Origin of the sequence: Microbaculum marinisediminis (assembly GCF_025397915.1) — a bacterium.
Taxonomy (GTDB): Bacteria; Pseudomonadota; Alphaproteobacteria; order Rhizobiales; family Tepidamorphaceae; genus Microbaculum; species Microbaculum marinisediminis.
The window spans coordinates 100,409-124,202 of record NZ_JALIDZ010000008.1 but is presented as its reverse complement, the minus strand read 5'-3'; the positions used below and the strand labels follow the sequence as shown (position 1 = coordinate 124,202).

24 protein-coding genes are annotated in these 23,794 nt (G+C 66.7%); 17 read left to right on the top strand and 7 right to left on the bottom strand.

Annotated features, from left to right (window positions below):
• The 7 genes from MUB46_RS17535 to MUB46_RS17505 are packed head-to-tail and all read left to right on the top strand — an operon-like array spanning position 1 to position 8,485.
• A complete protein-coding gene (locus MUB46_RS17535) occupies positions 1-1,278 on the top strand; it encodes a 3-isopropylmalate dehydratase large subunit (RefSeq protein ID WP_261617246.1) in 1,278 nt (425 codons plus the stop codon).
• Complete coding sequence (locus MUB46_RS17530; RefSeq protein WP_261617245.1) at positions 1,275-1,799, top strand: LeuD/DmdB family oxidoreductase small subunit; 525 nt, start codon at positions 1,275-1,277, stop codon at positions 1,797-1,799. The genes MUB46_RS17535 and MUB46_RS17530 overlap by 4 nt, the downstream gene beginning before the upstream one ends.
• Positions 1,796-2,665 (top strand): isocitrate lyase/PEP mutase family protein, encoded by an 870-nt coding sequence (locus tag MUB46_RS17525; RefSeq protein ID WP_261617244.1) that lies wholly within the window; start codon positions 1,796-1,798, stop codon positions 2,663-2,665. The genes MUB46_RS17530 and MUB46_RS17525 overlap by 4 nt, the downstream gene beginning before the upstream one ends.
• Positions 2,662-4,401 carry a hydantoinase B/oxoprolinase family protein gene (locus MUB46_RS17520; RefSeq protein ID WP_261617243.1) on the top strand — a complete coding sequence of 580 codons (1,740 nt, stop codon included), beginning with the start codon at positions 2,662-2,664 and terminating at the stop codon, positions 4,399-4,401. Before MUB46_RS17525 ends, MUB46_RS17520 begins: the two co-directional genes overlap by 4 nt.
• Complete coding sequence (locus MUB46_RS17515; RefSeq protein WP_261617242.1) at positions 4,398-6,464, top strand: hydantoinase/oxoprolinase family protein; 2,067 nt, start codon at positions 4,398-4,400, stop codon at positions 6,462-6,464. Before MUB46_RS17520 ends, MUB46_RS17515 begins: the two co-directional genes overlap by 4 nt.
• The gene (locus MUB46_RS17510) at positions 6,457-7,071 is read left to right on the top strand and encodes a cysteine hydrolase family protein (RefSeq protein WP_261617241.1); all 615 of its coding nucleotides are present in this window, start codon (positions 6,457-6,459) and stop codon (positions 7,069-7,071) included. Before MUB46_RS17515 ends, MUB46_RS17510 begins: the two co-directional genes overlap by 8 nt.
• Before the next feature lie 4 nt (positions 7,072-7,075).
• The gene (locus tag MUB46_RS17505) at positions 7,076-8,485 is read left to right on the top strand and encodes an FAD-dependent oxidoreductase (protein WP_261617240.1); all 1,410 of its coding nucleotides are present in this window, start codon (positions 7,076-7,078) and stop codon (positions 8,483-8,485) included.
• Between the two features lie 39 nt (positions 8,486-8,524).
• Here MUB46_RS17505 and MUB46_RS17500 read toward each other — a convergent pair whose 3' ends face one another.
• Positions 8,525-9,607, bottom strand: coding sequence for an AI-2E family transporter (locus tag MUB46_RS17500; protein WP_261617239.1), 1,083 nt, complete (start codon positions 9,605-9,607; stop codon positions 8,525-8,527).
• A gap of 356 nt (positions 9,608-9,963) precedes the next feature.
• Here MUB46_RS17500 and MUB46_RS17495 point away from each other — a divergent pair, with 356 nt between their 5' ends.
• Entirely contained in the window at positions 9,964-10,161 is a 198-nt protein-coding gene (locus tag MUB46_RS17495) for a CsbD family protein (protein ID WP_261617238.1), read from the top strand.
• Between the two features lie 257 nt (positions 10,162-10,418).
• Here the strand turns inward: MUB46_RS17495 and MUB46_RS17490 are convergent, their stop codons facing one another.
• Positions 10,419-11,069, bottom strand: a complete 651-nt coding sequence (locus MUB46_RS17490; protein WP_261617237.1) for a Crp/Fnr family transcriptional regulator — start codon at positions 11,067-11,069, stop codon at positions 10,419-10,421.
• 234 nt (positions 11,070-11,303) lie between these two features.
• On the opposite strand from MUB46_RS17490, the gene MUB46_RS17485 reads away from it, so the two are divergent.
• Both MUB46_RS17485 and MUB46_RS17480 read left to right on the top strand, forming a co-directional pair.
• A complete protein-coding gene (locus tag MUB46_RS17485) occupies positions 11,304-11,723 on the top strand; it encodes a hypothetical protein (protein ID WP_261617236.1) in 420 nt (139 codons plus the stop codon).
• A gap of 114 nt (positions 11,724-11,837) precedes the next feature.
• Entirely contained in the window at positions 11,838-13,697 is a 1,860-nt protein-coding gene (locus tag MUB46_RS17480; protein ID WP_261617235.1) for a sensor histidine kinase, read from the top strand.
• On the opposite strand, the gene MUB46_RS17475 is transcribed toward MUB46_RS17480, so the two are convergent.
• The 5 genes from MUB46_RS17475 to MUB46_RS17455 form a co-directional block, all read right to left on the bottom strand.
• A complete protein-coding gene (locus MUB46_RS17475) occupies positions 13,675-14,988 on the bottom strand; it encodes a DUF2254 domain-containing protein (RefSeq protein ID WP_261617234.1) in 1,314 nt (437 codons plus the stop codon). The genes MUB46_RS17480 and MUB46_RS17475 overlap by 23 nt on opposite strands.
• Complete coding sequence (locus MUB46_RS17470) at positions 14,964-15,332, bottom strand: response regulator (protein ID WP_261617233.1); 369 nt, start codon at positions 15,330-15,332, stop codon at positions 14,964-14,966. The genes MUB46_RS17475 and MUB46_RS17470 overlap by 25 nt, the downstream gene beginning before the upstream one ends.
• On the bottom strand, positions 15,329-17,317 hold the full coding sequence (locus tag MUB46_RS17465; RefSeq protein WP_261617232.1) for an HWE histidine kinase domain-containing protein: 1,989 nt from the start codon (positions 17,315-17,317) through the stop codon (positions 15,329-15,331). Before MUB46_RS17465 ends, MUB46_RS17470 begins: the two co-directional genes overlap by 4 nt.
• Positions 17,318-17,411: 94 nt before the next feature.
• On the bottom strand, positions 17,412-17,963 hold the full coding sequence (locus MUB46_RS17460; protein ID WP_261617231.1) for a sigma-70 family RNA polymerase sigma factor: 552 nt from the start codon (positions 17,961-17,963) through the stop codon (positions 17,412-17,414).
• Positions 17,960-18,238, bottom strand: coding sequence for a NepR family anti-sigma factor (locus tag MUB46_RS17455; RefSeq protein WP_261617230.1), 279 nt, complete (start codon positions 18,236-18,238; stop codon positions 17,960-17,962). Before MUB46_RS17455 ends, MUB46_RS17460 begins: the two co-directional genes overlap by 4 nt.
• Positions 18,239-18,412: 174 nt before the next feature.
• Between MUB46_RS17455 and MUB46_RS17450 the strand changes: the two genes are divergently transcribed.
• The 7 genes from MUB46_RS17450 (at position 18,413) to MUB46_RS17420 (ending at position 23,758) form a co-directional block, all read left to right on the top strand.
• On the top strand, positions 18,413-19,213 hold the full coding sequence (locus MUB46_RS17450; protein ID WP_261617229.1) for a response regulator: 801 nt from the start codon (positions 18,413-18,415) through the stop codon (positions 19,211-19,213).
• Positions 19,214-19,358: 145 nt separating this feature from the next.
• Positions 19,359-19,523 (top strand): DUF1328 domain-containing protein, encoded by a 165-nt coding sequence (locus tag MUB46_RS17445; RefSeq protein WP_261617228.1) that lies wholly within the window; start codon positions 19,359-19,361, stop codon positions 19,521-19,523.
• A 206-nt stretch (positions 19,524-19,729) separates the two neighbouring features.
• Positions 19,730-20,242: a Dps family protein gene (locus tag MUB46_RS17440; protein ID WP_261617227.1), complete on the top strand. Its 513-nt coding sequence runs from the start codon at positions 19,730-19,732 to the stop codon at positions 20,240-20,242.
• Between the two features lie 109 nt (positions 20,243-20,351).
• The gene (locus tag MUB46_RS17435) at positions 20,352-20,492 is read left to right on the top strand and encodes a hypothetical protein (RefSeq protein ID WP_261617226.1); all 141 of its coding nucleotides are present in this window, start codon (positions 20,352-20,354) and stop codon (positions 20,490-20,492) included.
• Between the two features lie 13 nt (positions 20,493-20,505).
• Entirely contained in the window at positions 20,506-20,706 is a 201-nt protein-coding gene (locus MUB46_RS17430; protein ID WP_261617225.1) for a PLDc N-terminal domain-containing protein, read from the top strand.
• 10 nt (positions 20,707-20,716) lie between these two features.
• The gene (locus MUB46_RS17425) at positions 20,717-20,953 is read left to right on the top strand and encodes a hypothetical protein (RefSeq protein WP_261617224.1); all 237 of its coding nucleotides are present in this window, start codon (positions 20,717-20,719) and stop codon (positions 20,951-20,953) included.
• Between the two features lie 600 nt (positions 20,954-21,553).
• Entirely contained in the window at positions 21,554-23,758 is a 2,205-nt protein-coding gene (locus MUB46_RS17420; RefSeq protein WP_261617223.1) for a NosR/NirI family protein, read from the top strand.
• The last annotated feature ends 36 nt before the right edge of the window (positions 23,759-23,794 follow it).

Genomic DNA, 23,794 nt, shown 5'->3' with positions numbered 1-23,794 from the left:
ATGCCGATGACGCTCGCCGAAAAGATCATCGCTCGCGCCTCGGGCCGGTCCGCGGTCAGCCCCGGCGAGATCGTGACCGCCAGGGTGGATCTCGCGATGATCCACGATTCGGGCGGCCCGCGTCGCGTCGAGCCGATCCTCAAGCGGCTCGGCGTGGGGTTGTTCGACCGCTCGAAGGTGGTGCTGATCTCCGATCATTTCGTGCCCGGTGACGACGAGGCCGGGCGCGAGATCCTGGACCTGACGCGCCGCTGGGCGGCGGAGAAGCAGGTTGCCTTCTATGACGGCGTGGGGATCTGCCATGTGGTGCTGCCGGAGCGCGGCCACCTGAAGCCGGGCATGTTCGTCGTCGGCGGCGACAGCCATTCGCCGACCGGCGGAGCCTTCGGCGCCTACATGTTCGGCGTCGGCGCGACCGAGATGGCGGGCGTTCTGGCGACCGGCGAGATCTGGATCCGGGTGCCCGAGACGATCTTGATCGAGTGGCGCGGACGGCTCGGCGACGGCATCGCGGCCAAGGACATCATGCTCGCCCTGTGCGGCCGGCTCGGCATGGACGGCGGCCGGTACCAGGCCGTGCAATATACTGGCGAAGCGATCGAAAGCCTCGGCATGCAGGAGCGGATGACGCTGTCGAACATGGCGGCCGAGCTTGGCGGCCAGACCGGTCTGATCGCCCCCGATGCGACGACCGCCGCGTACATTCGAGAGGCCGGCGGCGAACCCGGCGACATCTCGGACTGGCAGGGCGATGCGGACGCGGCGATCGCCGAGCATCACGTCTTAGACGCTGCGGCGCTGCAGCCGCAGGTCGCGGCGCCGCACTCGCCGGCGAACGCCGCCGATGTCGACGCCTATCCCGACACCCCGGTCGACGTCGCCTATATCGGCGCCTGCACCGGCGCGAAATACGTGGACCTGGAACGGGCGGCGCGGATCCTGCGCGGACGCAAGGTCGCGTCGGGCGTGCAGTTGCTCGTCGCGCCCGCCTCCCGGCGCGACCAGGAGCGCGCCGCAGCGGACGGCATCATGGCCGTGTTCGAGGAGGCCGGCGCCAAGGTCCTGACGAACGCATGCGGCATCTGCGCCGGCTACGGCAATGCGCGGCTCGGCGAGGACATCACCTGCATCTCCTCGACTGCCCGCAACTTCAAGGGCCGCATGGGCGCCGCGTCGTCTCGGGTCTATCTCGCCTCGCCGTTCACGGTCGCCGCCTCGGCCGTCGCCGGGCGTATCGCCGATCCGCGGCCAATGCTCGCCGAGGGAGGTCCGGCATGACGACGGGACGCGCCTTCGTCTATGGCGACGATATCGATACCGACCAGCTTGCGCCGGGACAGTACATGGCCGCGCCGATCGAGACGCTCGCCGCCCATTGCCTCGAAGCCGTCGACCCTGCATTCGCGAGCACGGTCGGGCCGGGCGACGTGATCGTCGCGGGCCGGAACTTCGGCATGGGCTCGTCGCGGGAACAGGCGGCGCAGGCGTTGAAGGCGCTCGGTGTCGCCGGAATCGTCGCACGATCCTTCGCCGGGATTTTCCACCGCAACGCGATCAATGTCGGTTTGCCGGTGTTCACGGCGGATGTGGGGGGCCCGATCGCCGCCGGCGACGCGGTGAAGCTCGACGTCGCCGGCGCCTGTCTCGTCAACGAGACGCGGGGGGGCACGATCGATCTCGATCCGCTGCCGGCGTTCCTGCTCGAACTGATCAATGACGGCGGCCTCGTCCCGCACCTCGAGAAGCGGTTCGCCAAGACCAGGGCGGACGCACGTGTACAGAAGGAGTCCCGCGTATGACGCGTCTCAAGACGCGCCTCGGCAACGGCAAGATCCTTGTCGCACCCGGCATCTACGACGGCCTGTCGGGCCTCGTGGCGGAGCGGGCGGGGGCGGAAGCCGTCTATTTGTCCGGCGCCAGTATCGCCTATACGCGCTTCGGCCGCCCCGATGTCGGCCTCGTGTCGATGAGTGAGGTCGCCGACACGATCGCGGCCATCCGCGACCGGATCTCGACCCCGATCGTCGTCGACGCCGATACCGGCTTCGGCAACGCCATCAACGTCAAGCGGACCGTGCGCCAGTTCGAGCGGGTCGGCGCGAGCGCGATACAGCTCGAAGACCAGACCCTGCCGAAGCGCTGCGGCCATCTCGACGGCAAGACCCTGGTGTCGGTCGGCGAGATGGTCGGCAAGATCAAGGCCGCCCTCGACGCCCGCTCGGGTGAGGACACGCTGATCATCGCCCGCACCGACGCGGTGGCCGTGGACGGGCTTTCGGCGGGCATAGACCGCGCAGCGGCCTACGCGGAGGCGGGCGCCGACGTGCTTTTCGTCGAGGCGCCGAAGAGCGTCGAGGACATGACCGAAATCGTCGCCGGCCTCGGCGACGGGACGCCGCTTATGGCCAACATGGTCGAAGGCGGCAAGACGCCGGCGATGACGGCGGCCGATCTGGAGGCACTCGGCTTCGCGCTCGTCATCTTCCCGGGCGGGGCCGTGCGCGCGATCGCGGCGACGCTGGAGGGCTACTATTCGAGCCTCGTCGCCCATGGCAGCAACGAGCCGTTCCGCAAGAACATGGTCGATTTCGAAGGGATCAACCGAATCGTCGGCACGCCGGAACTGCTGGAGGAAGCGCGCCGCTACGACGAGGAGCAGCAGTGATGGCGATCGATCCGATCACGCTGGCGATCCTCAAGGGCCGGCTCGAGCAGATCGCCGACGAGATGGACGCGACGCTGTTCCGCTCGGCCTTCAACCCGATCATTGCCGAAGCGCACGACGCCTCGCACGGCATCTATGATGCGGCGAACGGCGACACGCTGGTGCAGGGCAAGTCCGGGCTGCCGATCTTCGTCGGCGTCATGGCCTTCGCGGTGAAGGCGGTGATCGAGAAGGCCGCGGCGCAAGGCGGCCCGCGCGATGGCGACGTCTGGATCTTCAACGATCCCTATGCCGGCGGCACGCACCTGTCCGACTTCCGGCTCGTGCGGCCCCTGTTCGCGAACGGCGAGGTGTTCTGCTACCTGGCCTCGGTCGGCCACTGGCACGACGTCGGCGGCAACGTGCCCGGCAACTACAACCCGGTCGCCACCGAGTGCTTCCAGGAAGGCATGCTGATCCCGCCGGTGAAGCTGTTCGACCAGGGCGCGCTGCGCCAGGACGTGATCGACATCCTGTCGGCGAACTCGCGGCTGCCGACATCGCTCTACGGCGACCTGAACGGCCAGATCAACGCGCTCGATCTCGGCGTCCGCCGCATGCAGGAACTGCTCGGCGAATACGGTGCGGAGACCGTGGCCGAGGCCCTGGGCGAACTCAAGGTTCGCGCCGCCCGGCTGATGCGGGCGCAGATCCGGGACCTGCCCGACGGCACCGTGTCGGCGGAGGATTTTCTCGACAATGACGGCATCGTCGACGAACCGTTGAAGATCGCGCTCGACCTCACCATCGAGGGCGAGCGGATGCGCATGGATTTCTCGCGCTCGGCGGTTGCCTGCAGCGGGCCCCTGAACATCTCGCGGGCGACCACGGTCGCCGCCTGCTACGTCGCGCTCAAGCACGTCTTCGGCGACGTGCCGGCGAATGCGGGCGTGCTCGAACCGGTCGATTTCGACATCCCGGAGGGCTCGATCCTGGCGGTCGACGCCCCGAAGCCCGTCGGAGGCTACACCGAGACGATCCTGCGGCTGATCGACGTCGTCTTCCAGGCCGTGGCGACGATCGCGCCGGAGCGGTCGAACGGATGCGCCTACGGCACGATCAACGCGCTGTCGCTTGCCGGACACCGCGGCGACGGGCGGCGCTGGGTCATGTTTTCCTTCTTCGGCGGCGGCCACGGCGGCCATCCCAAAGGCGACGGCCTCAACCACGGCAACGCGCCGATCTCGACGGCGACGATCCCGCCGCTGGAAATCCTCGAAGCGGCCTATCCCGTCCGGTTCACCCAATGGGCGCTCAGGCCGGATTCGGGCGGCCCAGGCAATCATCGCGGCGGTCTCGGCGCCGTCTACGAAATCGAGCTTATCGAGGAGAGCGCCGACGCGTTCCTGTTCGGCGAGCGCGGCCGCTTCGCGCCGCCCGGCGTCGTCGGCGGCAAGCCGGCCGCTTTGAACCGGTTCGTCTACGACACCAACGAGGGAGAGAAGTCGCCTGCGATGACGTCCAAGATGGTGGGTGTGAAGCTGGCACGCGGCCAGCACGTACGGCTCGAGACGCCGGGTGGCGGCGGCTACGGCGATCCGATGACGCGGCAGCCGGATGCGGTCGCGCGCGACGTCGGCCTCGGCTTCGTGTCGCGGGAAGCGGCCGAGGCCGACTATGGCGTCGTGATCGACGGTGACGGCAAGGTCGACGAAGCCGCGACGCGTGCGCTTCGCCAGGCGAGTGCGGCGGCATGAGCGGGCGGCGCTACGCGATTGGGGTCGACGTCGGCGGAACCTTCACCGACATCTTCCTGTGGGACGAGGCGACGGGGCGTGTCACCACGGCGAAGGTGCCGTCGACGCGCGGCGACCAGTCGATCGGCTTCGTCGAGGGGATTTCGGCCGTCGCTGACGACTTCGCCGATATCGCGACGGTGGTGCACGGCACGACGGTGGGCACCAACGCGCTGCTGGAACGCAAGGGGGCGCCAACCGGGATCATCACGACCGAGGGCTTCCGCGACGTTCTGGAAATGCGGCGGCGCGACCGGCCGACGACCTGGGGGCTGTGGGGCACGTTCACGCCGATCGTGCCGCGCGACCGCCGCGTTGAGGTCCGCGAGCGGGTGCTGGCCGACGGCAACGTTCTGCAGACGGTCGATCCGGGCGAGGTCGCCGAACGCGCCGAGGCCCTGCGGGCGGCCGGCTGCGAGTCGGTCTGCGTTTTCTTCATCAACGGTTACGCCAACAACGACAACGAGGCGATCGCCGTCGAGGCGGTGCGGTCGATCTGGCCGAACGACTACGTGACGGCGGCGACCGAGATCATCCCCGAGATCCGCGAGTTCGAACGGCTGTCGACGGCAACGCTCAATGCCTACCTGCAGCCGGTCGTCTCCAGCTATCTCGACCGCCTGGAAACGGCACTGGACGACCGCGATTTCTCCGGCGACGTGCTGATCGTCCAGTCGAACGGCGGCGTCATGTCGGTGGAAACGGCCAAGCGCTATCCGGTGCGCACCGCGCTGTCCGGCCCGGCGGCCGGTGTCATCGCGGCGAAGGCGATCTCGGCGGCGGCCGGGTTTCCCAACGTGATCACGTGCGACATGGGGGGAACGTCCTTCGACGTCTCGCTCATCGCGGGCGGCGAGGCGGCGCTCGCCGCGCAGACGGCGATCGACTTCGGCATGGTCGTGCGCACGCCGATGATCGAGATCACGACGATCGGCGCCGGCGGGGGATCGATCGCCCATGTCGACGAGGGCGGTCTCCTGCAGGTAGGCCCGGAATCGGCCGGCTCCAACCCGGGGCCGGTCTGCTATGGCCTTGGCAACGATCGCCCGACCGTCACGGACGCCAATCTCGTGCTGGGGCGCATCAACGCCGCCCGGCCGATCGGCGGCAAGCTCGACGCGCTCGATGTCGAAGCGGCGCGCGCGGCGATCGCGCGCGAGATCGCCGCGCCGCTCGGCATCGACGCGATGGAAGCGGCGGAGGCGATCCTCAAGGTCGCCAACGCCAAGATGGCCGGCGCGATCCGGCTGGTGTCGATCGAACGCGGCTACGATCCCGACAAGTTCGCGGCCATGCCGTTCGGCGGCGGCGGCGCGCTGCACACCGGCGCGCTCCTCAAGGATGTCGGCCTGCGCTCGGCGCTGGTGCCGCGCTATCCCGGGGTCACCTCGGCGCTCGGCTGTGTCGTCGCCGACATGCGCCATGATCGCGTGCAGACCGTCAACCGGCTGCTCGACGAGGTCGACGCGCCCGCTCTCGGCAAGGAAATGCAGGCGGTCGCCGCGGAGACGGAAATGCTGCTGGCGCGCGCCGGTGTCGCCTTCGAGCGGATCGACCGGGTGTTCGAGCTCGACATGCTCTATCTCGGCCAGACCCATACGGTCACGGCGCCGGTCGAGATCCCGTCCGGCGGCCTGACGGTGGAGGCGATCCGCGCGGCGTTCGAAACCGCCTATCGCCGTGCGTTCGGGCGCCTCCTCGCCGGCATTCCGGTGCGGGTGATGAACTACCGTGTCGCGGTGATCGGCCGGCGGCCTGCCTTCGACATGACCGTGTTCGCCCCGTCCTCCGATCGGGGGCTCGAGGACTGCCGCGTCGGTTCCCGGCGCGTGCGCGTCGACGGCGTCGATATCGACACGCCGGTCTACGAGCGGCTCGATCTGTCGGAAGGGACCGAGATCGCGGGGCCGGCGATCCTCGAACAGCCCGACACCACGATCTTCATCGATCCCGGCCTAGTCGGGCGCGTCGACCGTTTCGGCAATGTGGTGATCACCCGGCAGGTGAGGGCGGACGATGCGTGAGGCCGGTTTCGATATTGCGCGCACGGGGCTGCTCATCGTCGATCTGCAGAACGACTTCCTGCATTCCGACGGCGCATATGGTCGCGCTGGCCAGTCGGCGGCGGACATCGCGGCATTGCCCGAGCGGATCAAACCGCTTGCCGATGCCTTGCGCGCGAAGGGCGGCTGGATCGTCTCGACGCAATTCACGCTGGTGCCCGGCAAGGGCGGTGAGCCCTTCATCTCGCCGCACCTGAAGACGCTGCGCCCGTTCCTCGCCAGGGGCGACTTCGAACCGGGCGCATGGGGCCACCAACTCGTCGACACCTTGCAGCCGGCCGACCTGACGGTCGAGAAGGTCGCCTATTCCGCCTTCTTCATGAGCCGGCTCGAATATGTGCTGCGGCGCGCCGGCATCGACAGCCTCATCGTCTGCGGCATCGTGACGAATGGCGGCGTCGCCTCCACCGTGCGGGACGCCCATGTCCGCGACTTCGGCGTCACGGTGCTGTCCGACGGCTGCGCCGCGTTCCGCAGCGACGTGCACGAGACCGCGCTGGCCGATCTTTCGAGCATCGTATCGGTGCGCACCTGCGCTCAGGCCATGCAGTTGATCGAGGCGGCTTGAGATCATGAGCCCGCGCATCGCGCCAGCGGCGAACGTCGCCTTCGAGACGCGCTGCGATGTGCTGGTGATCGGCGCGGGCGCCTGCGGGCTGGTGGCGGCCCTGCGGGCGGCCGATGCCGGGGCCGACGTCATCGTCGTCGAGCGCGACCACAGTCCGACCGGATCGACCTCCATGTCGTCGGGGTTCATTCCGGCGGCTGCGACGCGGTTCCAGGCGGCGCTCGGCATCGTCGATTCCGCCGAACGGTTTTCCGCGGATATCCAGAGGAAGGCCGGCAACGAGGCCGACCCGGCAATCGTCGCGGCCGTGACCCGCGAGATCGGGCCGACGCTCGAATGGCTTGCCGACAGCCACGGCCTAGACTGGCTGGTGCTCGACGACTTCCTGTATCCCGGTCACTCGGTCCATCGCATGCACGCGGTTCCCGAAAAGACCGGCGCCGGGCTGATGGCCCGGCTTCTCGCGGCGGCCGAGGCGGCGGCCATCCCGATCGTCACGGACGCGCACGTGACCACGCTGTTCGCCGAGCCGGACGGGACGGTCGCCGGACTCGAGATCGTGCGCCCGGACGGCGGGGCGGAAAGGATCGGTTGCGGCGCGCTGGTGCTTGCCTGCAACGGCTACGGCGGCAACCGCGACCTGGTTCGGCAGTACATCCCGGTGATGGCGGACGCGCCTTACTACGGCCATCCGGGCAACAAAGGCGACGCGGTGCTGTGGGGCGAAGCGCTCGGGGCGGCGACGCGCCACCTGGGCGCGTGCCAGGGCCACGGCTCGCTCGCGCATCCGCACGGCGTGCTGATCACCTGGGCGCTGATGATGGAAGGCGGTATCCAGGTCAACGTGGACGGTGCGCGCTTCTCCAACGAGCATCAGGGCTATTCGGAGCAGGCGACCCGCGTCCTGGAGCAGCCCGGCGGCATCGCCTGGGACGTCTATGACGGGCGACTGCACGAACTCGGTCTCGCTTTTCCGGATTACCGGGACGCCGACAGTGCCGGGGCCATCCTCAGCGCCGACACGGTTGCCGGGCTGGCCGCGCTGATGAAGGTGCCCGCCGAGGCACTGGAAAATACACTTGCCGACGTCGAGCGGTTTCGCCGCGGCGCGCAACCCGATCCTTTCGGCCGGGATTTCAGCCGGCAACCGGGGCTGAAGCCGCCCTACCATGCGGTCCGGGTCACCGGCGCGCTGTTCCACACGCAGGGCGGTCTTGTCGTCGACGGATCCGCACGCGTTCGAAAGAATGACGGCACGCCGATCGCCAATCTGTTCGCCGGCGGCGGCGCGGCATGCGGCGTCTCCGGAAGCCGGATCGAGGGATATCTGTCCGGCAACGGCCTGCTGACGGCCGTCGCGCTGGGTTCGATCGCGGGCCGAGCCGCCGCCGATCGGGTCCGGGGAGCGAGTTAGGCGCAGAGCCCGATGCTTGGTCGCGGGGCGCGTACCGGGTCAGCCGGCCGTGCGGGGCGTCGCGACGGGTTCCTCCGGTTCGTCGGGGGGCGGGCGAGCGCCGGACAGAAACTCGCCGAGCCCATGCAACCCGTCCACGTGATCGCAGAAAACCTTGAGGACGACGAGCAGGGGGACGGCGATCAGGATACCGATGACGCCCCATACGAAACCCCACAGCAGGACCGACAGCAGGATGGCCACGGGATTGAGTTCCAGCCGACGTCCCAGGATCGCCGGGGTGATGAAGTTGCCTTCGAGCGCGGTGACGCAGAGATAGACGAGCGGCGCAACGAGTGCCTGGAGAATGGAATCGAAGGTGACGAGCGCGACGGCGGCGGACACCAGGACGCCGACGGCGGCGCCGATATAGGGGAGAAAGTTCAACAGCATCGCCGCAAGCCCCCACAGGATCGGGTTGGGCATGCCCGCAAGCCACATCGAGATGCCGATGATTATCCCGAGGACCACGTTGATCGAGGCAACCGTCAGCAGATAGCGGGAGACAATCCGTTCGACGTCATAGGCAATCCGCAGCGCGCGCTTCTTGTCGCTCAGCCGGGGCAGGACGCGAACGACCTTTTCGTAGAAGGTCGAGCTGTAGGCCAGCATGTAGAGCGTCAGACCGAAAGTGACGAGGATCGTCGCCCCGATTCCGGCAACGTGGTTCGCCGCGCGGTTTAGAAGGCCAGGCTGGCGGACGCTGACTTCCTGAACGGTCGGATCCTCAGATTCGGCGATCTTCTGGACCTCCTTTCCTGCTTCGTTCACCGCTTCCACCGGTTTCCGTATGCTTTCGAGCCGATCGCGCAGTTGCCGCCCGATACTGGGCGCGTCGTCGATCCAATCCATGATCGGCTGGGTCAGGGTCAGCGATCCGACCAGCAGCGTCGTCGCCAGGCCGACCACGAGGACGCTGGCCGTCAGTCCTGCGGGAAGGCCCCGGCGGCTTGCCGTGCGGACGATCGGGCTCAGGGTCAGCGACAGCACCAGGGCGATCGCGATCGGCATGAACAGCCCCCGGCCGAAATACATGCCGAACAGGACGGCCGCGCCGGCGATGATGAACAGGGATGCGCGCACGGGCCCGGACAGTTGAACAACGTCGGATCCTGCGGAGTCACGTGGGATGTCCGCCGGTGCTTCCGGCGCGGGTGATTGGGTCATGGTCGCCTCGAAACGATGATCGATATTAACGCGCAAGCCGGCTAACTGGTTCCGGTCGCACGGGGACATTTCGAAACGATCACGCAGACCGCGAATTGCGATGTTTGTCGGAACCATCCGGCCGGTTCGCCGTTTTCCCGGCAGGCCGGTCCGACAGCGAAATCGTCGCTGACCGGACCGGAAAGCCATCAACGGCAACACGCAGCCGCGCGTGTCGCGACACGAAGACGCCGTCCCCGCGGCGCCCGGCCCGCGCGTCGGAAAGGAGACCCATGAACTGGGATCAGATCGAAGGCCAGTGGAAGCAGTTCACCGGCAAGGTGCAAACCGAATGGGGCAAGCTGACGGACCGCGATCTCGATGTGATCGACGGCAATCGCCAGCAGCTCGTCGGCCGGATCCAGGAGCGCTACGGAGTGGCGAAGGAAGATGCCGAACGGCAGGTCGACCGCTGGCTCAACCGCCACTGACGACGCGGTTTCCTGCGGCGAGGCTCCAATTCGTACCCAGATACAGGAGCTCGCAGTGAAACGTGATCGTGGGACTTCGGGCGGCGGCGCCAGTCTGCCGCGCCCGAAGTCGTCGCCATCTGTTTCGGGATGATCGCCTGGGCTGCTTTCTCGGCCCCGGCAAGGATGTATCCGGCCATCGACGAAGCTCGCGGACCTCCGGTCCCGCGAGTTTTCTCGTCTTTCAGGTCCTGGTGCGGTTTTCCATCCGATCGGGATCAGAGAAACGGGCGTGGAGCCTCGTCTGTATCCTCGACCTGGGCGATCTCGAGAAGGCCCGCCTTGTCGCGAATCTCCAGGGTCCGCTCTTCCCAGGAAATGCATCCCCGCGCCTTGAGCTTCTTCAGGGTCTTGTTGGTGTGGACAAGGGACAGGCCGAGCGTATCGGCAAGATGCTGCTGGGTGATCGGAAGGTCCAGCCTGCCGCCTTTGGTCAGCCCCACGCTCCGGGCACGTTTGTAGAGATGCCAGATCAGGAAGGCGATGCGCTCGAGCGCGGTGCGGCGACCGACCGTCAGCAGGTTCTCGTCCAGAAGCCGCTCCTCCCGTGAGGCGAGCCACGTCACGTCGAAGGCGAGCCCGGGATGGCGCGTATAGAGGTTCCACAGCTTGTCGCGCGGGAATACGCACAGAAGCATGTCGGTCAGCGCCTCTACGCCATGGCTCATGACCTCGAACACCGAACTCTGCAGGCCGACGAGATCGCCGGGCATGGCGTAATTGAGGATCTGGCGACGGCCGTCGGGCAGGGTCTTGTACCGGAAGGCCCAGCCCTCCAGCACCGTGTAGAGGTGCGGGCTGTTGGATTCCTCGAGTACGATCGGCGCGCCGGGGGCGATGGTCAGTTCGCCCTGCTTGAACTCCTCCATGAACCCGAGTTCCTCGTCCGTGAACGCACGGAAGCAGTCGTGTTTTCGGAGCGGGCATTGCCCGCATCGAACCTTTATCGCGATATCGCTTGCGGCCACCTTGCGCCCTCTTTCGGATGTGTCTTTTTTCAATGACAAAGTCCCGCCTCGGTTCCATCATAGCCAATAAAACAGCCTTCCGGCGGTGCTCGCCGCACGGATGATGGCTGGCAAATGGTGGCAGGAGGTAGGGACGTGGCGGCTTCGCGATCCCGCGCGGCGCTTTTTCTGATGGACAGCGACGCGCTGGCTCTGGAACTGGAGGGCGTCTTGCGCGCCGGCGGGGCCGAATGGATGGTCATGCTGACCCGGGCCGTCGACTCCGCCAGGGCCGCCTTGCTGACCGGACCCGTTGATGTCGCCGTCCTGGTTCCCGGAGCCACCGAGGCGATCGACGACCTGCTCGCCGGCCTGCACGATCTCGGTACGCCGACGATCCTCGTCGCGACTGCGGATCGCGACACGGCCGACCCCGTCGACCGCTCCCCCAGAGACCTTCTCACCCGGCTTGTCCATCCGCTGGACCCGGACGTGCTGAAAACCGCGTTGCACGTCTATGCCTTAGGAGGCGGTGACGCTTCGCGTCCGCATGGCTTTCCTTCGCAAGTCCAATAGTGGACTGCAACGAATTCTCCCGGATTCGCGTTCCCGATGCGGCGGCATCAGGCCCGATAGAGGTATCGGAGCCAGTCCCGACCGCCGTTTGTCTCCGTTCTTCAGGGGCCGGTAATGGACCAGATCGTTGAGTATGTCTTCGGCGCGGCAAACTTCGTGCCGCACGGTTATTGCCTGACGTGGCGGCCGGACCTCGTGGCGCTGCATGCAGTATCCGATGCCGGCATCGCGGCCGCCTATTTCGCCATTCCGCTGGCCATCGTGGTCTTCGCCAGGCGCAGGGGCGACATCACGGGGGAGGCCAGGCAGATCGCGATCCTGTTCTCGGCCTTCATCGTCCTGTGCGGCATCACCCATCTCGGCGGTCTCTTGACGCTCTGGTATCCGTATTACGGTCTCGACGGGATGGCCAAGGCGGCGACCGCCTTCGTGTCGATCCTGACCGCGATCGTCGTGTGGCGGATGTTGCCGCGGCTCGTGGCCATTGCCTCGCCGCGCCAGATCGAGGTGATCAACCAGCGGCTCGTGGAGGAGGCTGCGGCGCGCGACCGCGCCTATGGCGACCTGGAGGCGGCCCGGCGCGACCTGGAGCGGCAGGTTGCCGAGCGGACGCGGGAACTGGCCGAGGTGCGGCAGCTGTTCGAGGCGGCCACGCGCGGCGCGCAGATCACGGTGTCCTCCCAGGACCGGGACCTGCGCTACACCTGGATCCACAATCCCTGGCTCGGCATGCGCGAGAGCGATGTCGTCGGCAAGGCGGACGATGCGCTGTTCCCCGAGCTGGCATGCGCGACGATCGTGGCCCACAAGCGGCGCGCGATCGAAGCGAGCAGGCCCGATACCTTCGAGGTGGAGATCCCGAACGGCGATGCCTCCTCCTGGTTCCGCATCGATGTCACGCCGCTGACCGACGGCGAGGGGGGCGTCACGGGGATCGCCTGCACCGCCATCGATATCACCGGGTCGAAGCGACTGGAGGAAATGCGCGCCGATCTCAGCCGGCGTCTGTCGGAATCGGTGCAGCGCTTCAACGTTGCGCTCAGATCGGGCGACATTGTCGTCTTCTCGCAGGACACCGATCTTCGCTACATCTGGACGAACAGAAACGATACCGTGCTCCGGCCGGTCGTCGGCAAGACTGACGCCGACCTCCACAAGGAGCCCGACCTGACGCCGATCGTGGCGCTGAAGACCGAAGCGATGGCTGCGAAAGAGCCGCGCTCGGGCGAGATCCGGGTCGACGGCGGTGACGCGGTTCGCTGGTTCGATCTTTTCGTCGAGCCGACCGTTGCCGTCGACGGGGTCGTCACCGGCGTCACCTGCGCGGCGATAGACATCACCGATGCAAAGCGCAGCGAAGAGCAGATGCGCCTCGTCATGCGCGAGCTGACCCACCGCTCCAAGAACCTGCTCGCCGTGGTGCAGGCGATCGCGCGGCAAACGGCGCAGCAGGCCGGCACGGTCGGGGAGTTCGTCGACGGATTCGGGGAACGGCTGCGGGCGCTTGCCGGCGCGCAGGACCTGCTGGTCGCCGAGAACTGGTCGGGTGTCCGCCTGGAACAGGTCATTCGCGGCCAGATCGGCCACTACATGCCGCAGGACCGCTCGCGCGTCGTCGTCGAGGGGCCGGAGGTGACACTGACGCCCGAGGCGACGCAGGTGCTCGCGCTGGCGCTGCACGAACTCGCCACCAACGCCGCGAAGTACGGGGCGCTGTCGAACGACGCGGGCATCGTAACGGTCACGTGGCGGCTTGAGGTCGCGGATGACGACGTCGCCTTGCGTTTCGATTGGCAGGAAACCGGCGGGCCGCCGGTGGAGCCGCCGACGCGCCGCGGCTTCGGGCGGATCGTCGTCGAGCAGAACGTGGCGCGTTCGCTGGACGCCCATGTCGACCTGCAGTTCCCCCAGCAGGGGGTACGGGCGACGTTCGTCATTCCGCTAGAGCAGCTCAATCCGCCGGCGCGGCGTTGAGATCTTCCAGCGCCGCGGCCGCGGCCGTCTCGACCTCGTTCAAATCGGCCTCGTTGCCGATCTCGCGACGGGCGTCCTCGAGGATCAGCGCGATATGCTTCTCCAGGAGGCCATGGTGCGAGGCATGTGCGACGCCCGCCAGGCGGCCGATGGCGCGGATCAGGCGCAGCGTCACGGTCACGTTGCCGGCCGACGCGCGGCGCAGCGGATGCAGAGCGGTGCCGACCAGGGTCTCGACCGAGACCCCGTCGAACCAGAGCCTCGGCGTGCCTTCGCTGTCCTTGGTCAGCGGCGGCGGTGCGTAGCCGCGCACCGGCAGGGCCAGGGCCGCCGAAAGCTGGTCTATGCAGGCGATCGCGGTATAGCTGTCGTTGATCCCGGGCGAGAGGGCGCGCATCGCGATCTCGACAAGGAGGTGCACGGAGAACTCCGCGTCGGACTCCGATGTTCGCCGGCGCTCGAGGAACATCGCCGAGCGGATGACATCGTCGAGGCCCTCAAGATCCTCCGCCCCGGTGACGACGGCGATTTCCTGTCCCGCAATCACGAAGTCGCCTTGCCGGACCTTCATTTCGACGAAGGCGTCGGTCTCGCGCGCCGCAGCGGTGATGGCGTAGGCGTCGAGCGCGGTCACATAGCCGTCCGCGGTGCTGGAGACGGCAATGGCCCCGCCGTCCCCTCGCAGCTCTTCGAGCGCCGGGTCGTCAGCGGTTTCGCGGGCCCCTATTTTCTCCAGCTCTTCGATGAGTTGGGCGGACACCCGACCGATCTCGTTGTCGATCGAGACCCGTTCCGCGACCGAGCGGATGAAGACGATGAGGGACGCCAGCGTCACGCCGGTCAACAGGAGCGCGCCGAAGGTGGCGCCGCGCGGCACGGTCTCGGCGTCGATGCGGCTCAGGACAATCACGGTGTAGCCGAAGGTGCCGACGAGAAGGCCGGCGGTCACCTGGGTGGTGCGGTCGTTGGTGAAGCGTTCGATCAGGCGCGGGCCGATATTGCCGGCGGCCAGGGTGAAGACGATCAGGGTGAGCGAGTAGACGAGGCTCAACACCGTCATCATCGAGCCGGCAATGACCGACAGCAGCGTCCTGGCGGTGTCCGGATTGAGCGGCGGCAGCACGCGGTCGATCGTGCCCGACACATGGTCACTGCCGAGATGGAGCTGCAGCATGCCAACGGCCAGCAGAACCGCCAGCAGCGCAAAGAAGGCAGGCACGGCCACGAAGCTGCGGGCCAGACGGACCCAGGGGCGCAGAAGCCCGGTCAGGGAGACGGAGACATCAGGCATCGCAGCACCTCGACGAGCTTCACCGCGTCCACCGGCTTTTGCAGGATCGGTACGGTATCGCCATAGCGCTGGACGAGTTCGGAGGTCTGGTAGCCGGTACACAGGACGAAGGGGACGGAAAGATTGCCCAGTCGTTGCGCGACCGCCGCGCTGGTTTCGCCGCGCCCGAGGTTGACGTCGAGAACCCCTGCGTCCGGACACTCGGTATCGATCAGGCCCATCGCCGTGCCGACATCCGCCGCCGGGCCGACGACGCCATACCCGGCGTCGAGCAGTACCGTCTCGAACTCCATCGCGATCATGAACTCGTCCTCGAGAATGAGGATGCGCGCCGGCTCGTTCATGCCATTGCCCCCTTGGCGAGGCGTTCGCGGAAATGGACGCTCGCGGTCATCGGCCTGATCCGGTCCCACGGAATCTCTATACGGCAATTCACGCCTTCCGGCGCGAATTCGAGATAGGTGCTGCCGTCGAGATCGTAGGTGATGCTACGCTCGAGCAGCAGCGACCCGAAGCCCCGCCGCTCCGGGACCCGGACCTTCGGTCCGTCGCTCTCGCGCCAGTGAAAAATCAGCTTGCGATCGTCATCGTCGCCTTCGAGCGACCAGTCGATATCGAGCCGTCCCTCCGCCACAGAAAGGGCGCCATACTTGATCGCGTTGGTGCCGAGTTCGTGCATGGCCAGCGCGAAAGCGAGAGCGCCCTTCGGATTGATCCGGATCGGGGCGCCTGTGACCGTTATCGAGCGACCTTCCTCGAAGGGCTGGATCTCCTGCAGGACGACGGTTCTGAGATCGGCGCCGAGCCAGCGCTCGCGGGCGAGCAGGTCGTGGGCGCGCGCCATGGTCGTGATCCGCCCGAGCAGAGACGTCTCGAAGGCGTCGACCGTTTCGTGGCTGCGTGCGGTGCGCCGGACGACACCCTGGACGACCTGCAAGGTGTTCTTCATGCGATGGTCGAGTTCGCGCATCAGCAGGCGTTCGGTTTCGGCGGCCTCGACACGTTCGGTGACATCGAGGGCGGACACGACGAGGTGGGTGATCTCGCCGTTGACCGCGGCGATGGGCCTGACCGAGACGTCGTACACGGACTGTCCCGACTCCGTTTCCGTGGACAGAACGTCGAGGCGCCTTTCCTCTCCTTCGGCGGCGCGGGCGATCGCCAGATGCAAGGCGTCCTTGTTGGCCGGATCGCTGTCCCACAGCGGCAGCTCGTCGATGGTCTTGTCGACGAGATCGGCCTCGCCGTTCGCGGCGTGATCCAGCGCGGTGCGGTTCGCGGTGATGACCCGGCCGCGCGGGTCCGTCATGAACACCAGCGGCACCAGGCCATCGAGGGTCCGGCGCAACCGCGTTTCGGCGGACAGCAGGTCGCGGCCGCGCCGCGCCGCCGTCGAATATCCGATGACGGCGGCGGCGGCGCCCAAGCCGGCCAACAGCACCAGTGTCATCAGCGCGTAGCCGCGGGCATAGTCGGTTATGCGGGGGCCACCGCTGACCCTGATCTGCCACAGCCGGCCCGAATGGTTCTGCTGGTCGACGACGAGAAATGGTTCGGAATCGTCGGTCACGTTCGGAGAATCCACCGGCGCGCCGCCGGCGAGTTCCAGCGGGCCGATCTCGACCTCGACGTCGCGAATGTCGGGGGATGTGGACCTGGCGATGGTGATGAGCTGGTCGAGCTCGATGCTGCCGCTGACGATGCCGACGACCTCTCCGCCGACGACCACGGGCTTGTAGAAAATGACCCCACGCACAGGTTCTTCGCCGCTGGTGACGAAGGTCACGACCTCGGTCGACGTGCCAAGACCGTACTGGGCGGCCATATCGACGGCGAACCGGCGTTGGGGATGGGAGCGGATGTCGAACCCGTAGACCGGTGCCACGTCGGGGAAGAAGTAGGATGCGGCCACGGGATAGTAGACGGGATTGTCACCGGCGGGGACGCGCCGGCCGTCCTCGAGTGTCCAGATTCCGGACGTGCTCTTGCCGCTGCGCTGCAGACCGACCTCGAACGCGGCGCGACCCTCGGCCGTCACGCGCGGATGATAGACCAGCGAGCGCAGGCCAAGGACCGGCCCCATGCCCTCCACGAAACGGGTGAGGTCGCCTTCGCTGGCCTCCGGCCGGCTGGCGTAGAGGCCCTGGGCGGCGCGCACCGTCAGCAGCGCGCGATCGAGGACCAGATCGACATTCGCAAGGGCCGCCTTGGCCGAGGCCGCGAACGCGGATACCTGGCTCTGGCGCCACGACATATAGGCGAACGCCGACGCGGCGATCGCTATCGCCACGATTGCGAAGGCTGCAAGGCGACTTTGCGCGGCTGTCATGCGAACACACCCATACCCTCGCCGCAAACGCGCGACGCCGCGAAAGGTTCCGCATCGGGCATCATTTCGCGGCGGATGCAGGCGTGGCGATTGTTCAAGCCACGGACCGGGTCGTGGATGATGGGGTGACGATCGGCTGCGATGTTTCGTCGGGGCCGAATTCCGCCACCGATTCCACGGCAAGAATTTCAGCCAGTTTCTGACGCGCCCGGTTCACCCTGCTCTTGACCGTGCCGACCGCGCATTCGCAGATTTCCGCAGCCTCGTCGTAGGACATGCCCGATGCACCGATAAGGATCAGCGCCTCGCGCTGATCGGCGGGAAGCTGTTCGAGCGCCACCCGGAAATCCTTGAAGTCCATATGGCCGGACTGGGCGGGATGGGTGGCGAGCTGGGCGGCCATGGCGCCATCGGCATCCTCGACTTCACGACGCCGTTTGCGCAGCTCGGAATAGAAGCCGTTGCGCAGAATGGTGAACAGCCAGGCGCGCATGTTGGTGCCTTCCTCGAAGCTGTCGAGTTTGCTCCAGGCCTTCACCAGGGCTTCCTGCACCAGATCGTCGGCGCGGTCGGGGCTGCCGCACAGCGACATCGCGAAGGCGCGGAGATTGGGGATGTGCTCGAGGAGTTCCTTGCGCGGGTTCATTCGTCAGACCCTCCGCGTGACTCTTCGGGCCGGCGCCGGCGACTGTCATGGCGGCTGTCCGGGTGCTCGTCCGGGCCGGGGTCCCGGGAAACCCGGTCGAGCTGTTCGAGCAAGTCGACGAGCCGGTCGGGGATCGGTTCGTTCAGGTAGGAGTCGTACATGGACTTGAGCTGCACGCCGATATGGGCCTGCAGACGCTCGTCCAGAGCGGCATTCGCTTCGGTCTGCGGTTCTGGCTCGGTCACTTCGCGCTTGCTTTCGTCGTTACTGGACATAGGTGCTCCCCAAGGCTGCCGGATCGATGGTCAGGCGGCTGCCACTCCCGAAGACGAAACGCGATCGCCACAAAATGGTTCCAAGGCTCCGAGAAAATAACCGGATCGGCGGGAACCAGAGGCCGAATTCCGCGTTTAGAGAACAATAGTCAGGGGTTTTCAGAGGGAGTCCATATGTCGATCGCCATGACGATTGCGCCGCATCTTCCGTATTTGCGGCGGTTTGCCCGTGCGTTGACGGGCACGCAGGCGGGCGGCGACGCCTACGTCGCGGCCTGCCTGGAAGCGATCATCGCCGATCAGGACCTGTTCGATACCGCGCTAGAACCGCGCGTCGCGCTCTACAAGGTGCTGGTCGGGATCTGGGACACGATCGACATCAACCACCAGGGCGACGGGCCGGCGACGCCGTTCGAGCGCAACCTCGATGCGATCATGCCGCGGGCACGCCAGGCGTTCCTATTGACGACCGTGGAGGACTTCTCGCTGCCGCAGGCGGCCACCATCCTGAACAGCGACGAAGACGGCGTCCGCTCGCTCATCGACGAAGCCGGGCGCGAAATCGCCGCCCAGGTGTCCACCAACGTGCTCATCATCGAGGACGAGGCGATGATCGCCATGGATCTCGAGGCGCTGGTCACGGGGCTCGGTCACGAGGTGTCCGGCCTTGCGCGGACGCATCGCGAGGCGATCACCGCAGCGCGCGACCGACGTCCCGGGCTGGTGCTCGCCGATATCCAGCTCGCCGACGGCAGCTCGGGCATCGACGCGGTGAACGAGATGCTGACGGAGATCGACGTGCCGGTGATCTTCATCACCGCCTATCCCGAACGTCTCCTCACCGGCGAAAGGCCGGAGCCTGCCTTCCTGATCACGAAGCCGTTCCAGACCGACACCGTGAAGGCGGTGATCAGTCAGGCGCTGTTCTTCGACACGCGCGCGGGTTCGGAGCCGCAAGCGGTGGCCAACGGCTGAGACTTCCAGCGCAAACTTCCGGACTTCGATCAGCGGGCGCCTCGGCGCCCGTTTTTTGTTGTCGCTGACGATCGGGCGGAAACCATTTCCGCGCTCCGGCGTTCAATTCTCAGCACGGCATACAATCGATAGAAAGGAGAGCAGGATGCTTTACTGGGCCTTGGTCTTTCTCGTTGTCGCACTGATCGCCGGTGCGCTGGGGTTCGGCGGAATCGCGGGTACGTCCGCAGGTATTGCGCAGATCCTCTTCTTCATCTTCCTCGTGGCCCTGGCGGTGTCGGTGGTGATGCATCTCGCCCGTCGGGCATGACGCGATAAGACCCTTCCGACAAGGGGGCTGGCCGCCGGAAACCGCGGCCGGCCCCTTTTGTTTCCGCGGTCGTGCCCAGTGATCTGCGGGCCGACCGGGAGGAACCAACGGCGATCGCGCGCGTTGGTCGGGTGTGGCGCCTCGCGGTTCGTCGCGGGACGCGAAATTCGATGCCCCACCTCAAGGCACCAACAGGGAGAAGAACAATGACCCGCGCCAGTAACGTTCTGAAGGTCAAGCCACACAGGGAAGACGTGCACACGGGTATCCCCGCGGCGGATCGCAAGACGATCGCCGAGGCGATCTCCGGCATCCTTGCCGATACGTATGTGCTCGTCATCAAGTCGCACGTCTATCACTGGAACGTGGTCGGCCCGCTGTTCCAGCCGCTGCACGAGATGACCGAAGACCACTACCAGAACCTGTTCGAGGCCTGCGACGACCTCGCCGAGCGGATTCGCGCGCTGGGGCATACGGCACCCCTGACGGACCGCCAGGTACTCGGCGACAGTGCCATCCGCATCGACAAGACGGCGCCGACGGCCGGCGAGATGATCAAGGACCTGATCGCCGACCACGAGGGCCTGTGCCGCAAGATGCGCGAGGCCGCCGAGACGGCCGAGCAGAAGGGCGACTTCGTCAGCCACGATCTTCTTACCGGACGCCTGACCTACCACGAGAAGGCTGTCTGGATGCTGCGCGCGATCATCGCGGACTGAGCCGCCCAACCCGACCGACATCGATTCAGGACAGAGAGGAGACGACGACATGGGACAGAAATCACCAGTTCACGCACCGCGAGGCACGGCCCGATATGGGGCGGATGCGGTGGCGGCGCAGCGCCGGAACGGGCCCGGGCACAGCGACGAGGTGGCCAAGGCGATCGCGCGCGTTCACGCCCGGGTCGATCAGACCGGCATTGGCGACCAGGCCGTCTACAAGGGAAACCCGCGTTCGGCGCAGAATTGAGGAGGACAGGCAGATGGGCGTTGAAGTTGGTGGCCTGTTCGGCCTCGTCGTTCTGGTGCTCGACATCTACGCGATCGTGAAGACCGTGGGGTCGGGTGCCTCCACCGGATCCAAGGTGCTTTGGATCCTGCTGATCCTCGTCCTGCCGGTGGTCGGGTTCATCCTGTGGCTGCTGCTTGGCCCCTCCAGGCCGGCCCGGCCCGTATCGACATAGGGAGATGACCATGATCGACCGCCTGCCGCAGACACCGATCGACACGCCCGGCAACGCCGCGTGGGGCGCCTATGCCCACCCGATGGACGTCGTCGGCGATACCGGGCTCACCAAGGTCGAAAAGCGCCGGATCCTGACGGAATGGGCTGAGGATGCCCGGGCCCTCAAGCGTGCGTCCGGCGAGGGCATGTCGGGTGGTGAGAACGCAAATCTCGCGGAGATCGAGCGCGCCCTCGACACGCTGTGATCGTAGGCAGGGCGATCTCGGCGATGGCGGAGCGAGGGCTCGCGCGACATCCTGCATCGCCAATCCCGCTCTTCTCCCCGTCCGGATCCCGTTTGGTCAACCGGGGCTTTCGGCCGTGACCATACGCAGGCTTTGTCAAATGATGTCTGCCTATCCGATGCGCAGATTGCTCGCAAAGTGGGCGCCAGGTTGCTCAAAGTATATTCACTAACCTCGGGAAATGTGATCGGATTGAGAAAAGGTATCCCGGCCACGGGCCGGACATCTGGCTAAACGGTGACGCGGTACGTGGTTCGACTGTATGGGCCTTCCTTCGATACCCTTAGCGCGGCCCCCCGGCGCCGCGTCATTCCCGCCGTGTTCGCCTGGCTTCTCCCGAATTTCGCGTCCCGTTTCATTCGGGCCCAAACGGCACCGAATGCTTCTCCATCCGCGTCGATCAGCAGAGTTCTGCCCTGCGAAAATACTTAACCAAAGTCAAGGCATCCGGCCCCCCTCCATCCTATTGGAGTCCGGTCGGCGCGGTCGAAATTCAGACCGCGTGGGATGTCGCTGATCGATCCGCGATCCGCACCACACTGTCGGGCCAAGGCTGATTAGATGCTCCAATTATCGCCGCGATTTTCGGGACTCTGGGCAATCGCGGCGATGTTCGTCGCGCTGACGCTGTTGGCGTCCACCGCGGGGCACAGTGCGCCGATCGTCACCACCTTCACGACCGAAGTGCCGGTCGGCGAGCTTGTGCCCGGTGCCGATGATTACGGCCCGGTCGATGAGACGATCCCGGTCGTTCCGGCGCTCCGCGACGGCGAGACGATCGGCTACGTCTTCCTCACGTCGGACTTCGTCGAGACGACGGGTTATTCGGGCAAGCCGATCCACACCTTGGTCGGCATCGACACGGACGCGGTGCTGACCGGCGTCCGGCTCGTCAAGCATTCCGAGCCGATCGTGCTGATCGGCATTCCCGATTCCCGCATCAAGGCGGTCACCGAGGGCTACGCCGGCCTCGATCTCAAGAAGGAAGCGGCGGCCGGCGGGTCGGCGCACGACCTGGATATCGTCTCGGGCGCGACCGTCACGATCATGGTGATCGACGACTCGATCGTCCGGGCGGGGCTGAAGGTGGCCCGCGCGCTGGGCCTCGGCGGCCTGAGCGGCGGCACCGCGGCCGCAGGGCCGACCAAGGCCATCGACATGGACAAGCCCGTCGAGGTGCTGGACTGGCAGACGCTTGTCGGCGACGGCTCGGTCCGGCGTATGTCGCTCGACATCGGCCAGATCAACGAGGCCTTCGCCCGGCACGGCGATGCCCGCGCCCGCAAGCATCCCGAGAAGGGCGCGCCCGAGGACAGCTTCATCGACCTCTATGTCGCGCTGGTGAGCGTGCCGACCATTGGCCGCAGCCTCCTCGGCGAGGCGGAGTATCGCAACCTCGAAGCCTGGCTCGAGGAGGGCGAGCAGGCGATCCTCGTCCTTGGCCGCGGCCGGTATTCGTTCAAGGGCTCGGGCTATGTCCGCGGCGGCATCTTCGATCGCATCCAGCTCATCCAGGGCGACGTCTCGGCGCGCTTCTTCGACCGCCAGCACCGGCGGCTGGGCACGCTGGCGACGGACGACGCGCCGACGTTCTCCGAGCTCGACATCTTCAAGATCCCGGCCGGGATCGGGTTCGATCCGGCAAAGCCGTTCCGTCTGCAGCTCCTGGCCCAGCGACCGGTCGGGGCGATCGAGAAACTGTTCCTGACCTTCGATCTCGGATACCAGACGCCGGCGACCTATCTGAAGCCCATCGCCGCGCAGCCGCAGCCGGAGACGGCGCCGCTCGCCCAGGCGGAGGCTTCGGAATCGAACGAATTGTGGCGCCGGATCTGGGTGACCAAGCGTGTCGAGGTCATTGTCCTGGCGGCGATGCTGCTGGTGCTGACGGGCGGGTTCTTCTTCCAGATGCAGCTCACGCGCTACGAGCGCCTGACGTTCTGGTTCCGCATCGGCTACCTGACGGTGACGCTCTTCTTCCTGGGCTGGTACGCGAACGCGCAGCTCTCCGTGGTCAACGTGCTGGCGTTCTTCAACGCCCTCGTTCACGACTTCTCCTGGAGCGCGTTCCTGATGGACCCGCTCGTCTTCATCCTGTGGTTCTCGGTGGCGGCCGCCCTTCTGTTCTGGGGGCGCGGCGCCTATTGCGGCTGGCTCTGTCCGTTCGGGGCCCTGCAGGAGCTGACTAACCGGATCGCCAAGCTGATCCGGATCCCGCAATACGCGGTGCCATGGGGCCTGCACGAGCGCCTGTGGCCGGTGAAGTACCTGATCTTCCTCGGGCTGTTCGGGATGTCGCTGTACTCGCTTGAGCTTGCCGAGCACTACGCGGAGGTCGAGCCCTTCAAGACGGCGATCATCCTTAAGTTCATGCGCGCCTGGCCGTTCGTGCTGTTCGCGGTCGGGATCCTGGCGGTTGGCCTGTTCGTCGAGCGGTTCTATTGCCGCTATCTGTGCCCGCTGGGGGCGGCGCTCGCCATTCCCGCGCGGCTGCGCATGTTCGACTGGCTGAAGCGCTACCGCGAATGCGGCAATCCCTGCGCCCGTTGCGCCAACGAGTGCATGGTCCAGGCCATCCATCCGGAAGGCCACATCAACCCCAACGAATGCCTCCAGTGCCTGCATTGCCAGGTGCTGTACCAGCACGAGAAGAAATGCCCGGTCGTCATCGCGAAGCTCGCCAAGCGCAGGCGCTTCGAGGAGCGCACCGGTATCGCCAAGCCGACGGCAAAACCCGCCAAAGAGGCGCCTGCCGCCGCCGGATGAAGACTGCACCCACGTTCCAGAAGAAGGAGACGGGAA